This window comes from Ensifer sp. Root142 (assembly GCF_001426785.1).
Lineage (GTDB): Bacteria > Pseudomonadota > Alphaproteobacteria > Rhizobiales > Rhizobiaceae > Ensifer > Ensifer canadensis.
This window is the reverse complement of record NZ_LMFK01000012.1, coordinates 478,305-491,489: the sequence shown is the minus strand read 5'-3', so window position 1 is coordinate 491,489 and position 13,185 is coordinate 478,305. Positions and strand designations below refer to the sequence as shown.

The 13,185-nt window shown below is 61.0% G+C and carries 13 protein-coding genes; 7 read left to right on the top strand and 6 right to left on the bottom strand.

The window, feature by feature from the left end; translation table 11 throughout:
* Positions 1-3 precede the first annotated feature (3 nt).
* The 3 genes from ASD52_RS14900 to ASD52_RS14890 form a co-directional block, all read right to left on the bottom strand.
* A complete protein-coding gene (locus tag ASD52_RS14900) occupies positions 4-915 on the bottom strand; it encodes an ABC transporter permease subunit (protein ID WP_025425983.1) in 912 nt (303 codons plus the stop codon).
* Between the two features lie 4 nt (positions 916-919).
* Positions 920-2,062: an ABC transporter ATP-binding protein gene (locus ASD52_RS14895; RefSeq protein ID WP_025425982.1), complete on the bottom strand. Its 1,143-nt coding sequence runs from the start codon at positions 2,060-2,062 to the stop codon at positions 920-922.
* Between the two features lie 103 nt (positions 2,063-2,165).
* Positions 2,166-3,260 carry a polyamine ABC transporter substrate-binding protein gene (locus ASD52_RS14890; protein WP_025425981.1) on the bottom strand — a complete coding sequence of 365 codons (1,095 nt, stop codon included), beginning with the start codon at positions 3,258-3,260 and terminating at the stop codon, positions 2,166-2,168.
* Positions 3,261-3,349: 89 nt separating this feature from the next.
* Between ASD52_RS14890 and ASD52_RS38405 the strand changes: the two genes are divergently transcribed.
* Both ASD52_RS38405 and ASD52_RS14885 read left to right on the top strand, forming a co-directional pair.
* Positions 3,350-3,538 carry a hypothetical protein gene (locus ASD52_RS38405; RefSeq protein ID WP_128090405.1) on the top strand — a complete coding sequence of 63 codons (189 nt, stop codon included), beginning with the start codon at positions 3,350-3,352 and terminating at the stop codon, positions 3,536-3,538.
* Positions 3,539-3,598: 60 nt separating this feature from the next.
* Entirely contained in the window at positions 3,599-4,552 is a 954-nt protein-coding gene (locus ASD52_RS14885) for a fatty acid desaturase family protein (RefSeq protein ID WP_162254166.1), read from the top strand.
* A 12-nt stretch (positions 4,553-4,564) separates the two neighbouring features.
* Here the strand turns inward: ASD52_RS14885 and ASD52_RS14880 are convergent, their stop codons facing one another.
* The gene (locus tag ASD52_RS14880; RefSeq protein ID WP_025425979.1) at positions 4,565-5,974 is read right to left on the bottom strand and encodes an XRE family transcriptional regulator; all 1,410 of its coding nucleotides are present in this window, start codon (positions 5,972-5,974) and stop codon (positions 4,565-4,567) included.
* Between the two features lie 228 nt (positions 5,975-6,202).
* Here ASD52_RS14880 and aceA point away from each other — a divergent pair, with 228 nt between their 5' ends.
* From aceA to ASD52_RS14865, 3 genes are all read left to right on the top strand, one after another.
* Positions 6,203-7,492 carry an isocitrate lyase gene (gene aceA, locus ASD52_RS14875; RefSeq protein WP_025425978.1) on the top strand — a complete coding sequence of 430 codons (1,290 nt, stop codon included), beginning with the start codon at positions 6,203-6,205 and terminating at the stop codon, positions 7,490-7,492.
* 82 nt (positions 7,493-7,574) lie between these two features.
* Positions 7,575-7,814 carry a hypothetical protein gene (locus tag ASD52_RS14870; RefSeq protein WP_025425977.1) on the top strand — a complete coding sequence of 80 codons (240 nt, stop codon included), beginning with the start codon at positions 7,575-7,577 and terminating at the stop codon, positions 7,812-7,814.
* Positions 7,815-8,069: 255 nt separating this feature from the next.
* Positions 8,070-9,176, top strand: coding sequence for a helix-turn-helix transcriptional regulator (locus ASD52_RS14865; RefSeq protein WP_025425976.1), 1,107 nt, complete (start codon positions 8,070-8,072; stop codon positions 9,174-9,176).
* Positions 9,177-9,181: 5 nt separating this feature from the next.
* On the opposite strand, the gene ASD52_RS14860 is transcribed toward ASD52_RS14865, so the two are convergent.
* Positions 9,182-10,051 (bottom strand): LysR family transcriptional regulator, encoded by an 870-nt coding sequence (locus ASD52_RS14860; RefSeq protein ID WP_057211594.1) that lies wholly within the window; start codon positions 10,049-10,051, stop codon positions 9,182-9,184.
* A gap of 88 nt (positions 10,052-10,139) precedes the next feature.
* On the opposite strand from ASD52_RS14860, the gene ASD52_RS14855 reads away from it, so the two are divergent.
* Positions 10,140-10,352: a hypothetical protein gene (locus ASD52_RS14855; RefSeq protein ID WP_057211550.1), complete on the top strand. Its 213-nt coding sequence runs from the start codon at positions 10,140-10,142 to the stop codon at positions 10,350-10,352.
* Positions 10,353-10,379: 27 nt separating this feature from the next.
* Here the strand turns inward: ASD52_RS14855 and ASD52_RS14850 are convergent, their stop codons facing one another.
* Positions 10,380-12,905: a methyl-accepting chemotaxis protein gene (locus ASD52_RS14850; RefSeq protein ID WP_025425973.1), complete on the bottom strand. Its 2,526-nt coding sequence runs from the start codon at positions 12,903-12,905 to the stop codon at positions 10,380-10,382.
* Between ASD52_RS14850 and ASD52_RS39555 the strand changes: the two genes are divergently transcribed.
* A complete protein-coding gene (locus ASD52_RS39555) occupies positions 12,898-13,149 on the top strand; it encodes a hypothetical protein (RefSeq protein WP_146160867.1) in 252 nt (83 codons plus the stop codon). The genes ASD52_RS14850 and ASD52_RS39555 overlap by 8 nt on opposite strands.
* Positions 13,150-13,185 lie beyond the last annotated feature (36 nt).

Here is a 13,185-nt window from a genome sequence, read left to right as displayed (position 1 = left end):
GACCTACTTCCCCTCGCCGTCGGCTTTGGCCTGCGCGTTCTGGAAGAACACGATCGGTATCACCAGGATCAAAAGCAGGATCGTGGCAACCGCCGAAGAGACCGGCCAGTCGCGGTTGGCGTTGAACTCGTTCCACAGCGTCTTGCCGATCATCAGCGTTTCCGATCCGCCGAGCAGATCGGGGATGACGAACTCGCCGACAGCCGGAATGAAGACGAGCAGGCAACCGGCAACGACGCCGGCCAGTGACAGCGGGAACGTGACGCGCCAGAAGGCGGAGAATGGCGTGCAGCCGAGATCCAGCGCCGCTTCCGTCAGCGTGTGGTCCATCTTCTCCAGCGACGAATAGATCGGCAGGACCATGAACGGCAGGTAGGAATAGACGATACCGATATAGATCGCCCAGTTGGTGTTGAGGATGATCAGCGGCTGGTCGATGACATTGATGCTCATCAGGAACTGGTTGAGCAGTCCTTCCGGCTTCAGGATGGCGATCCAGGCGTAAACGCGGATCAGGAAGCTGGTCCAAAACGGCAGGATCACCAACATCAACAGCGTCGGGCGGATCGATTTCGGCGCCTTCGCCATCCCGTAGGCGACGGGATAGGCGATCATCAACGTCAGCACCGTCGAGATTCCGGCGATGATGACACTCGACACATAGGCGTTGAAGTAGAGAACGTCCTCGGTCAGCCAGACATAGTTGTCGAGCGAGAACTCCCGTGCCTTTTCCATAATGCCGGAAAGGCCACCGAGGAGATCGAAGACCGGCGTATAGGGTGGCATCGCCACCGCCGTCTGCGACAACGAGATACGGAAGACGATGAAGAAGGGAATCAGGAAGAAGAACAGTAGCCAGGCATAGGGGATGATGATGACCAGGCGGCTGAAGACGGCTGATGCAACGCGCGCCATGGCTTCAATCCTTCAAGACGACGCCGGCGTCTTCGCCGAACGAGATCCAGACCTGCTGGTCGTAGCCGAAGGGATCTTCCACGGCGCGCACCGCGTTCAAGGACGACGCCTTCACGACCCTGCCATCCTTCAATCTGATATGGAAGACGGTCATGTCGCCGAGATAGCCGACGTCCCAGATCTCACCCTCGACCGCGTTGACCGGCGCGTGCGCCGGCGGCTGGCGGGTGACACGGATCTTTTCCGGGCGAATGGCGACCGCGGCCTTGGCGCCGGCGGCAGGCCTCTCCGGCGATGCCATGCGAATGGGAAAGCCGTTGCCGGTTTCAATGCTGAGGTAGCCGTTTTCCGCGGTTGTGGCTGTTCCGTCGAAGATGTTCACATCGCCGATGAAGTCGGCGACGAAGCGCGAATTGGGCGCCTCGTAGATTTCCGCTGGCGTTGCCACCTGCGCGACCTTGCCGTGGCTCATGACGGCGATGCGGTCCGCCATCGTCATCGCTTCCTCCTGGTCGTGCGTGACCACGACGAAGGTAAGGCCGAGTTCCTGCTGCAGGTCCATCAGTTCGAACTGGGTTTCCTCGCGCAGCTTCTTGTCGAGTGCGCCGAGCGGCTCGTCGAGCAGCAGCACCTTCGGGCGCTTGGCGAGTGAGCGTGCCAGCGCGACACGTTGGCGCTGGCCGCCGGAAAGCTGGTGCGGCTTGCGCTTGGCAAACTTCTCGAGCTTCACCAGCTTGAGCATCTGGCCGACGCGCTCGGCGATGTCGGCCTTGGGCATGCCGTCCTGCTTCAGGCCGAAGGCGATGTTGGTCTCAACGGTCATATGCGGAAACAGCGCGTAGGACTGGAACATCATGTTGACGGGCCGCCGGTAGGGCGGAATGCCGGCAAGGTTCTGGCCGTCGAGAATGATCTCCCCCGAGGTCGGCTGCTCGAAACCGGCCAGCATGCGCAGGAGCGTCGACTTTCCGCAGCCCGACGCACCCAAGAGTGCAAAGAACTCGCGCGTGTAGATGTTGAGCGAAAGATCGTCGACGGCGGTGAAATCGCCGAACTTCTTGGTGACGTTCTTGACGGAAATGAATGGCTTGGAAGCGGGATCCGCCCAGGGGGCGAAAGAGCGCCTGATACTGCCGAGTGACTTCATCATCTATCCCCGAATGATACAGCCGATGGGCACTCTCGTTTTCCCCGGTGCCCCCTTTAAGAAAATTGCCCGGATTTTGAGGTCCGGGCAATTCGTTTTGCTCTTACTGGCCGGTGACGACCTTTGTCCAGAGCCGGGTCAATACCCGCTGCTCCTTCGCCTCGAACGGCGTGACCGTGAACAGTTTCTGCATCACATCATCGGTGGGGTAGATGGCGGTGTCTTCGAGAACCGCCTTGTCCAGGAACTGCTGCGAGGCCTTGTTGCCGTTGGCGTAGAAGACATAGTTCGACGCCTTGGCGACGACCTCCGGCTTCATCATGTAGTTGAGGAATTCATGCGCTTCGGCGACATGCGGAGCGTCCGCCGGAATGGCGAGCATGTCGAACCACATCTGCGCGCCCTGCGACGGGATCGCATAATCGACGGTTACGCCAGCCTTGGCTTCGGCGGCGCGGTCACGGGCCTGAAAGACATCGCCGGAAAAGCCGACCGCGAGGCAGATATCGCCATTGGCAAGCGCGTTGATGTATTCCGACGAGTGAAACTTGCGGATATTCGGACGAACGCTGGCAAGCAGTTCGGCAGCCTTTTCAAGATCGGCCGCTTCGTGGCTATCAGGATTGAGGCCGAGATAGGCGAGCGCCGACGGCATCACATCCGTCGGGGAATCGAGAACATGGATGCCGCAATCCTTGAACTTGGCGGCTAGTTCCGGCTTGAAGATGACGTCCCAGTTGGGCTTCTCGTCGGTGCCGAGAATTTCCTTCATCTTGTCGACGTTGTAGCCGATGCCGGTGGTGCCCCACATGTAGTCGATGGCGTATTCGTTGCCCGGATCGTACTTGGCCGTACGCTCCATGATCACGTCCCACATATTGGTGAGGTTCGGGAGCTTGGACTTGTCGAGCTTCTGGAACACGCCGGCCGCGATCTGGCGCTGCAGGAAGGTCGCCGTCGGGACGACGACGTCGTAGCCCGAGCCGCCTGCGAGCAATTTGGTTTCGAGGATCTCGTTGGAATCGAAGACGTCGTAGACGACCTTGATGCCCGTTTCCTTGGTGAAGTCTTCCAGAATGCTGCTGTCGATATAATCCGACCAGTTATAGACGTTGACCACCCGCTCCTGCGCCGAAGCGAGCATGGTCGAACCGGCCAGTATGACCGTCGCCATGGTTGTAACGATGAATTTGGACATGCAGTTCCCTCGTTATTATCGGTTCGGACAAGGCCGCCCCGTGACACGGATCCAGGCCCATTCTGGATCGCTCCGGGGCGAGGTTAGGCATGTTTCTCGACAACCTCAAGCGGTTTTGTGCTGGAAAGAGGCGGACCTCTTCAGCCACCCCAGTTTTCGCAAGCCAAGGAAAATCGGGCACTTATGGCGAAGGGCGCGATCCCGCCATCGGCAGGTACCAAGCGGCCGACGTTAACCATGGCGGCAACCAGCCAGAACACGCGTTCGTTTACGATTGATTAACCATAAGGCGCATGCGATTTTTCCCCTCGGTTGTGTATCAGCGTCTGGGTAGTGTCATGAGTGGACGGAACCGCAGGATCGATCCGAGAGAGTTGAAGCGCCTTTCGATACTCGAGCCACAGAAATCCCTTGCGGCGATCGCGGTCGACTGGGCGATCATCGCCACCGCCATCGCCGTCAGCGAATATACCGGCAATATCCTCGTCTACCTCATGACCGTGATCGTGATTGCCGGTCGCATGCATGCGTTCGGTTGTCTCGTTCATGAGGCGGCGCACTACCGCATCATCAAGAACCGCAAGCTCAGCGACTGGATGAGCGACCTGTTGCTCGCCTGGCCGATGCTGGCGACCGTCGATGGCTACCGGCAGAACCACCTGGCACACCACCAGCATGCCAACACCGACGACGACCCGGACCGGACGGCAAAGCTCGGCATGGCGCAGTTCACCTTTCCGCAGAAGATCGCGCGTGGCGTGATGCAACTGCTCGGCTATCTCGTCGCCGTCAACTCGATCCGCGACATGGTGCACATGGCCAAGCGCATGTCGAAGAACGACCGGTCGACGCGGAGCTACAAGATGCTGCGCCTTTGCTTCTATATCGCTGCCGCCGCCATTTTCAGCCTTCTCGGCATCTGGCGCGAATTCGCGCTCTACTGGCTCGTGCCGTTCTTCACCTTCTTCTGCCTGTTCCTTTACGTGCGCAGCGTTGCGGAGCATTTCGGCAACATGGACTATAGCGACGAGCTGACGAGTTCACGCACGGTCTATCCGCATGCCTGGGAAAGACTGTTCTTTGCTCCGCACCACATCAACTATCATCTGGAGCACCACCTCTATCCCGGCGTGCCGTTCTATAACCTGCCCGAACTGCACGCGATCCTGATGCGCGACAAAGCCTATGCGGACAAGGCGCACATTACCCGCGGCTATACGACCGGACTACCGGCCGAATGCTTCGCCGCCAGTGCGCCGCTGCTGCCGAGCCATCACCCCGTCAGCTACTGAAAGTCCCAGCGCCTACTGAAAATCGAAGACGCTGAGGCCTGTTGCCATCTCGTCGAGCCCAAGCGGGCGCGTCACCGGAGGCTCGGCGCGCGCAAGACAGCCCTGCCGCTCGCAGAGCCGACAGGCCGCCCCGATCGCAACCGCGGGCGAGCGTAGCGTGCCATAGACCACCTCATCGGCAAAAGAGGCCTCACAACTGATCAGCAACGCGGTGCGGCGAACCCGCTCTTCAAAGCCCGCCTGCGGACCATCGAGCGTGCGCGACACGGTAAGGAACGCCAGTCCCTCTGTTGTCTCTACGCGGTCCACCAGGATTTGCCCCGGCACCGAGAAGGCGGCATGGATATTGAGCTTCGGACAGCCGCCGCCGAACCTCGCTTGCGGGAAACCCGATGCGCCGGAACGACGGAGCCGATGCCCGGCATTGTCGATCTCCATCAGGAAAAACGGAACGCCGGTCGCGCCGGGCCGCTGCAGCATGGTCAGCCGGTTGGCGACCTGCTCGAACGACACTTGGAAACGCGCCCTGAGCACGTCGATATCGTATCTCGCCCGGACGGCTGCCGCATGAAATGCCGCATAGGGCATCATCAATGCGTGGGCGGCATAGCGGGCGAGTTCGAAGCGGCCGATGCGGCGCGCTTCGGCGGTCGACAGGCGCAGCGTCTCCAACTCCCGGACGATCGCTTCGTGACAGGCAATCGAGGCAACCTCCATGGCGATCTCGCGCAACTGGTCATAGGGCGATAGGCGCTCGGAGATGAAGAGCCGCATGGAATGGCGATCGAAGCGGCGACGCAGATTGGGCATGGCATGAACGGGCAGATTGCGCACGACCAGGCCGTGTTCCTTCTTCAGCCAGGCTTTCAGTGCGCCGATCAGATCATCGCCCGGCGAAAGCGCCTCGTGAAAGGCCTCCGCCATTTCTTCGATCCGGGCGAAATGATTGGGTCTCGCCTCCAGCGTCTCGCGCACCTCGTCCATCGGTAGGCGGGTGCCCGACAGCGCCTCCATGTGCCCCTGCCCCGCCAGGAGGTCGGCAAGGTCCTTTAGCCGCGCCGCCTGCTCGCGATAGGCGCGGTAAAGCTTGACGACGCCGCCGGCGGCATTGGGCGCCGCTTCGGCAACTTCGATCAATTCCTGATCCCCCGGCAGTTCCGCCGCCAGCAGCGGATCGGCAAAGACCTCGCGCAATTGCGCCAGTCCACCGCCAGTTTCACCCTGCAGTTCCTCGAGGTCGACCTTGTAGACCGATGCGAGTTTCAGAAGCAGCTGGACGGTCAGCGGACGCTGATTGCGCTCGATCAGGTTGAGGTAGGACGGCGAGATGCCAAGCGCTTCGGCCATCGCCGTCTGCGTCAGCGAGAGCCCGTTGCGGATCCGCCGGACACGAGGACCGGCAAAGATCTTGTTCTCAGCCATTTGTCACTACCTTTACAACTCTGACGACGACCACACATTTACATAATTTACAAATTTACCGTGCACGCCTGTCAAAGGCAAGACAAGATAACCCTTTTGAAAGGCCATGAACTTCGATTTCCATAGCCCTATTGCGCAGCGCAATGTAAAAACTGTCACATCAACTAGAGACGAGGAAAGCCATACGACAAAAGTCGAATGGTGGATGAGTTCCAGCAGGAGGAAATGATGACTGATTTTTACAAGCTTGTTCCCAGTGCCCAGCAAGGCCGCTTTGATGGCATCGAACGCCCCTACACCGCTGAAACCGTGAAGCGGCTGCGTGGTTCGGTCGAGATCCGTTACTCCCTGGCCGAAATGGGTGCCAACCGCTTGTGGAAGCTCATTCACGAAGAGGACTTCGTCAACGCGCTCGGCGCGCTCTCGGGCAATCAGGCCATGCAGATGGTTCGCGCCGGCCTGAAAGCAATCTACCTCTCCGGCTGGCAGGTCGCGGCCGACGCCAACACCGCATCAGCGATGTATCCGGACCAATCGCTCTATCCGGCAAATGCCGCTCCGGAGCTGGCAAAGCGCATCAACCGCACGCTCCAGCGCGCCGACCAGATCGAGACCTCGGAAGGCAAGGGGCTATCGGTCGACACCTGGTTCGCACCGATCGTTGCCGACGCCGAAGCCGGTTTCGGCGGCCCGCTCAATGCCTTCGAGATCATGAAGGCCTTCATCGAGGCCGGAGCTGCGGGCGTTCACTACGAGGACCAGCTGGCGTCCGAAAAGAAGTGCGGCCATCTCGGCGGCAAGGTCCTGATCCCGACGGCCGCGCATATCCGCAATCTCAACGCGGCACGGCTTGCAGCCGACGTCATGGGTACGCCGACGCTCGTCATCGCCCGCACCGATGCGGAAGCGGCCAAGCTGTTGACGTCGGATATCGACGAACGCGATCGCCCCTTCGTCGATTATGACGCCGGACGCACGGTCGAAGGCTTCTACCAGGTGAAGAACGGCATCGAGCCGTGCATCGCGCGCGCCATCGCCTATGCGCCGCATTGCGACCTGATCTGGTGCGAAACCTCCAAGCCGGACCTGGAGCAGGCCCGCAAGTTTGCCGAGGGCGTGCACAAGGCGCATCCGGGCAAGCTGCTCGCCTACAACTGCTCGCCGTCGTTCAACTGGAAGAAAAACCTCGACGACGCGACGATCGCCAAGTTCCAGCGGGAACTCGGTGCGATGGGCTACAAGTTCCAGTTCATCACGCTTGCCGGCTTCCACCAGCTGAACTTCGGCATGTTCGAGTTGGCGCGCGGCTACAAGGCCCGGCAGATGGCGGCCTATTCGGAGCTTCAGGAGGCGGAGTTCGCCGCCGAGGTCAATGGCTACACCGCGACCAAGCACCAGCGCGAAGTCGGCACCGGCTATTTCGACGCCGTGTCGCTGGCCATCACCGGCGGCCAGTCATCGACGACAGCCATGAAGGAATCGACCGAGCACGACCAGTTCCGCCCGGCCGCAGAGTGAAGGACCGGGGAGCGTGGCAATCCCTGCCCGCCGCGCTCCCCATGCAATCGACGAGAAACCGCTGACACCAAGGAGAACTCCAATGACAGTTCAGACACGCGTCAAGGAAAGGGCCGAGGAACAGTCTTCGGCCATGACCCCGGATCAGCAGGCGGCGATCCGCATGGTCGCCAACGACCTGCACCGCCTTAACCAGGCCGTCATGAAAGCCGTCGACGCCGGCGTATCGGTCGAGCTGGTACGTTCGGCCCGCCATCATGGCGGCGAAGGCAACTGGGGCGACCTGTTGATCCCTGTTATCGTCACTCAGGGACGCGCGTGATGACGGTGCTGACGGCCGCAGCCTTGCTGCTTCTGGCGGCTTGGTCGAGCATACCCAAACCACAGACGGCAACCGCGACCGTCCGCCGCCCCGTTTAGCACCCCACAGACCGACAACCCTGACGCGAAAACGGCCGGCAGCAACGCCGGCCTGCCGCGTTTCACGCCGGTCTTGCAAGCAGATATACCATTTCAAGTTGCTTATTGCCGAGGCTCCTGCCTATACTAACTCGGTCTAGTGCGAGCGGGGGCACGCATGTTCCGGACAGGAACGGCGAATACGGAAGAACTGATCGATCTGATCTATGGCGCTGCGTTCGGCGAATGCAGCTGGGAGGATTTTCTGAGCCGGTTGGCGGGCACTGTGCCAAACGGTAAGTCCGCGCTCCACTATCATGACCTCGCGGCACCCGCGTCGCATGTCCCCTATGTCTCCGGATTTACGGCCGACGACCTCGATCAATTCAACAACCATTTCGCCGCAGTGAACCCGTGGATCCCGAGAACCGTTCTGGTACCCGTCGGCCGGGGCCTATGTGGCGAGCATATCGTTTCGCGGGAAGATCTGGTCAAATCCGAATTCTACAACGACTGGCTAAAGCGACAAACCGGATGCGAGACCAGCGTCGGCGTGACGATCATAAGAGATGCGACACGCACATTCATTCTATCGACATGTACGACATCAACCGACGCAGAGTTCAACCATCACGCCGCCGATCAATATACGAGCCTTGCACCGCATCTCAAACGCGCGTTCGAGTTTGTCCGGAAGCGCGATGTGATGACGGTCGAGCGCCAGCAAGGGCAATCTTTGCTCGATTCGATCGGCGTTGGCCTGATGTATGTCGGCGAGAATCTCCGTGTCCGCTCCATGAATGAACACGCGCAACGCATATCGGCGACAGGCGCGCCAATTCGTATCGCTACAGGCGGGCGCTTGACGTTAAGCTGTCCGCAGACAAGCGCAGCGCTGGAAGCGCTGACATTGCGTGGCTGCACGGATACGCGCCCACATGTCTCCATTGTCAAGGGCGCCGGTGGGACGGCATATCGCATCACGCTCTTGAAGTTGAATTCCGATGCCTTCACCGAACTCCTTAGCGGCCCAACCGTTGCTGTCGTCATTGAACCGACCACGTCGCTGCTTCCGGAAGTGCGGAGCAGGCACTTGGAGGACATCTACGGATTGACTCCCGCCGAAATCAGAATCGCCTCCGGCCTCGCTGCAGGACTGTCGTTAAGGGAAATCGCCCTGGCGAACAGCGTCAGCTACGAAACGATCCGCACCCAGCTGAAGAGCATCTATTCCAAGACCCAGGTGAACTCGCAGGCGGCACTCGTCAGCCTCTTGATGCGCTGACCGCTTCAGCTGCGGCGGGGTCGTTTGCCGGCGAAGATGTCGGCGTGGCTTTTCAGTAATTTTGTCATGCGATCGACGACCGTGCGGATTTCCGTGCGATGGCGGTCCTCGTTGTTCATCACGATCCATTGCCGATGCATAAGCGCAGGGATCTCCTCGCCCGCCCGCTCCAGCAGAGGGTCGAGGTCGCCGACGAAACAGGGCAGCACGGCACAACCGGCTCCCGCCCGGGCGAGATCGAGCAACGAACGAGGGCGCGTTACGGTCGCTACGATACGTCCCGTCGCGTTCTCATGCGGCCAACGCAGATAGGACGAGATTGCATCCTCGTCGCCGACGGCGACCCATCGGCCGTTTACCGCCGGCGTTGCATTCTTCTGCCGGTAGACGGCATAGGCAACTTCTCCCACCGGGCGGGCTGCCAGATAGCCCTCTTCCGGCTCGAAAGCGCGGATGCCGATATCGCTCTCGCGATAGGCAAGGTTGGCGCGGGTCTCGCCTATGGTGATCGCAAGGCTGAAGCCATCGCGCTCGGTGCAGAGCGCCGGGAAATTTTCGGCAAGCAGCCAGGACACCCAGGTTCCGGCGGTGATGCGAACGACCGCCCCCTCGCCCTCCCGTCGCCAGCTCTCGACGCGGCGGGCCGCCGCCTCCATCTCCTCGAGCTGCTCGAACAGAACCTGCCCGTCGCCGGTCAGCTGGTAGCCGGTCTGGCTGCGCACGAACAGCGTGCGGCCGGTGCGTTCCTCGATCTCGAGCATGCGCCGGCCCAAGGTCGCCGGGCTGGAGCCCAGCGCCTGCGCGGCGCCCGTCAGTCCGCCGGTGCGCGCGACACTCATGAAGCAGCGATAAATGTCCCAATCCATGTCTTTCATCGGTGAAAAACATAGGCCGATATCTTGTGTATGTAAAATAGCCTTTGCTGCATAGAAGAGGGGATGCCATCCAATGAGGAGCATCACCATGGAAATACTGGCAATGGCCTATCTGGCCGATATGACGATGAAAAGCCGCCGCTGGGACGAACATTTCGACCCCAAGCCGCCGGGGTTGGTGAGGCGGATGTTTCGCCGCTGCATCGCTGCGTTTGCGGCGCATCAAGAGATACAAGCCGGCAAGAATAGCCTACAAACGACTTGCGCCGCGCAACCGGTGGGTCGCGCGGCGCGATGCTGAGGACGAAGCCGCTGTGGCCTTGGCCAATCAGGCGGCGCGGTAAGCGTGGATATCGGCGGCTTCCGGCTCGAGCCGGAACTGCTCGACCAGCATCATCAGCGTGTCGGCCTGGTTGGAGAGCGCCAGGCTCGTTGCCGTTGCCTCTTCGACCATCGAGGCGTTCTGCTGGGTCATCTGGTCCATCTGGTTGACCGATCCGTTGACCTCGTTGAGCGCCACCGCCTGGTCACGGCTGGCGGTCGCGATCATTTCGACATGCTGGCTGACAGTAACGATCTGGGCGCTGATCGAGGCCAGCACCGCGCCGGTCTCCTTGACCAGGTGCGAACCGGAATTGACCTCGTTGGTCGACTTGTTGATGAGGCCCTTGATCTCGCGGGCAGCTTCGGCTGAGCGTTGCGCCAGTTCGCGAACCTCCTGTGCCACCACCGCGAAGCCCTTGCCGGCTTCGCCGGCACGTGCCGCCTCGATGCCGGCATTCAGCGCCAAGAGGTTGGTCTGGAACGCAATGTCGTCGATCACCTCGATGATCTGCTCGATCTGGCGTGAGGCCTCTTCGATGCGGCCCATGGCGGCGATCGCATTGGTGACGACGGTTGCCGAGCTGTCGGCGCTCTTCTTCGTCTGCGTGACGGCGACGTTAGCCTCGTTCGCGCGCTCCGCCGACGAGCGGACCGTCACGGTGATCTGGTCGACCGCAGCGGCCGTCTCTTCGAGCGAGGCTGCCTGGGCCTCCGTCCGCTTCGACAGCGAGTCAGCGGCATGATGCATGTCCGAGCCGCTCTGCTGGATCGCCTGTGCATTGGCGCGGATCTGGGCCAGCGTATCCTGCAGGCGGATCAGCGAGCCGTTGAAGTCCGTGCGCAGCTGTTCGAGGCGGCCATGGAACGGAATGTCGATCTGGCGCGACAGGTCGCCCTGCGCCAGACGGCCGAGGCCGGCGGCGAGTTCGCTGACGGCAAGATCGATCTGGCGATCGAGCTCGCGCTTCTCGGCGTCGTTGCGGCTTCGCTCGATCTCGGCGCGGGCGCGCTGTTCTTCGCTTTCTGCCTCGATGCGCACCTTGGAAAGCGCGTTTTCCTTGAAGACGCCCAAGGCGCGGGCCATGTCGCCGATCTCGTCCTGACGGGCGTCGCCGTCAATGGAGGTATCGAGGCGGCCGTCTGCCAGGCGACGCATGGCGGCGGTGATCTGACCGATCGGCTTCTTCAGCGTCAGCGTCAGGGCGATGCCGGCAAGCAGGGCGATGACGACGCCTGCAACAGTCGCGGCCACGGAGATCTGGTTTGCTTCCTGGCGCTCGGTGCCGGCGGCAACCTTCTGCTGTTCGGCAAAACCGGTCAGGTCGCTCCAGATCTGGTTGATCGACTGGCCGGCGGCGTCGAAATCGGCGGTCCGCTTCACGGTGATTTCAACCAGAGACGCGGCGTCCTTTTTCATTACGGTGATGATCGGCATCAGCGTGTCGGCAATGGCGTCGAAGGAGGCACCTTCGCTTGCAACACCGCGCAGCGTTGCCATGTTCTGCTGAACTGCAAGGAACTTGTCGAGCAGCTTCTGGCGGTTGCTTTCCGTCGTCGACCCCATGAAGGTTGCGGCGGAGATCTGGATGTCGGTGATCGAGCTCGAAAGCCGGCGCGTGGCCGTCAGAACGGATTCGGTGCTGACGATAAGCTGATCGAGTTCGGCGAAAATCCGGGTGGCATCGCGCATCTTGCCGACAGAAGCCGCTTCGAGACGGAAGCTCGCGGTGCGGAAACGGTCGACATACTTCGAGATACCGGCAAGCGTTTCAGGACCGGCGGGCGCCTTCAAAAGCGCACCGATCTCGCTCGATGCGGAGGTGATCGTCTCGGTCAGCGACTTCTCGTCTTTCGGCAACAGCCGGAAGATGTCGCGCTCGGTGCGGCCGATCATCGGGAAGCGTTCCTTGACGGCCTTGAGCTTATCCTCCACCGTCGTCGCCTTGCTGACTTCGGTGCCGAACTCGTTGAAGAAGCGGCTGGCGCGCATCAGCTTTTCGGCTTCGCGCAGCATGGTCTTGGCGGCATTCTCGTTCTTGCGCACGGCATATTGCAGCCGGTTCGACTCGTCGTTGATCTTGGCGCGTTCGACCAAGAGAGCATCGAGGTTCGCCGTCATCGTTGCGCGCATCTCCTGCTCGCCGACATGCAGCTTCCAGAGCCCGTCGATGCGGGCTTCGATGTCGGCGGTCGCGGCGATAGCGGCCGTCAACTCGTCCTGGCCGCTCTGGCCGGCAACCTGTGCGGCGGTCTCGGCGAGAATTTCCTTCTGCGCAGTGATCTTGCCCTGCACGGCGTCGCGGGTTTCCTCGGTGGTCGAGTGCAGGAAGTTGTTCATCCCCGCATAGACATCCTTGAAGCCGCTCAGCGTCTGCAGGACGCTGTTCGAAATCTCCATCCGGCCCTGAAGCAGGCCGGACGCATAAAGGCCGGTAATGCCGACGGCACAGATGCTGACGACGAAGGGCAGAATGAAGAACAGCACCTTCGTCTGGATCTTGAAACGGGCAAGAATTCTATCGATGAACATGGAAAACACCTTGGCTCGCAGCTCGCATTCGCCTCCCCCGGCGGCTCGAAACATGTCCCGCCTTCCGCGTAACCGCGAAAAGGACGAAACGATCGAGAGCCACCCGATGCGCAAACAGGCTGATGTTTTTCGGAAAAATCATGCGGCGCACACCGCCAGTCCGTCAGCAATCATTGCGGGACCGCGCCACCTCCCCGGTAGCGAAGTCCTGACGGAACTCACTTCGTCGCAATATTCATTTTGAACGATTAAAAATTGTATAAGCGCGGAGCACTCGCCA

Excerpts from the sequence above, each read along its gene's own strand:
- ASD52_RS14900 (WP_025425983.1), bottom strand. The coding sequence starts at position 915 with ATGGCGCGCGTTGCATCAGCCGTCTTCAGCCGCCTGGTCATCATCATC.
- ASD52_RS14895 (WP_025425982.1), bottom strand. The coding sequence starts at position 2,062 with ATGAAGTCACTCGGCAGTATCAGGCGCTCTTTCGCCCCCTGGGCGGAT.
- ASD52_RS14890 (WP_025425981.1), bottom strand. The coding sequence starts at position 3,260 with ATGTCCAAATTCATCGTTACAACCATGGCGACGGTCATACTGGCCGGT.
- ASD52_RS38405 (WP_128090405.1), top strand. The coding sequence starts at position 3,350 with ATGTTTCTCGACAACCTCAAGCGGTTTTGTGCTGGAAAGAGGCGGACC.
- ASD52_RS14885 (WP_162254166.1), top strand. The coding sequence starts at position 3,599 with ATGAGTGGACGGAACCGCAGGATCGATCCGAGAGAGTTGAAGCGCCTT.
- ASD52_RS14880 (WP_025425979.1), bottom strand. The coding sequence starts at position 5,974 with ATGGCTGAGAACAAGATCTTTGCCGGTCCTCGTGTCCGGCGGATCCGC.
- aceA (WP_025425978.1), top strand. The coding sequence starts at position 6,203 with ATGACTGATTTTTACAAGCTTGTTCCCAGTGCCCAGCAAGGCCGCTTT.
- ASD52_RS14870 (WP_025425977.1), top strand. The coding sequence starts at position 7,575 with ATGACAGTTCAGACACGCGTCAAGGAAAGGGCCGAGGAACAGTCTTCG.
- ASD52_RS14865 (WP_025425976.1), top strand. The coding sequence starts at position 8,070 with ATGTTCCGGACAGGAACGGCGAATACGGAAGAACTGATCGATCTGATC.
- ASD52_RS14860 (WP_057211594.1), bottom strand. The coding sequence starts at position 10,051 with ATGAAAGACATGGATTGGGACATTTATCGCTGCTTCATGAGTGTCGCG.
- ASD52_RS14855 (WP_057211550.1), top strand. The coding sequence starts at position 10,140 with ATGGAAATACTGGCAATGGCCTATCTGGCCGATATGACGATGAAAAGC.
- ASD52_RS39555 (WP_146160867.1), top strand. The coding sequence starts at position 12,898 with ATGAACATGGAAAACACCTTGGCTCGCAGCTCGCATTCGCCTCCCCCG.
- ASD52_RS14850 (WP_025425973.1), bottom strand. The coding sequence starts at position 12,905 with ATGTTCATCGATAGAATTCTTGCCCGTTTCAAGATCCAGACGAAGGTG.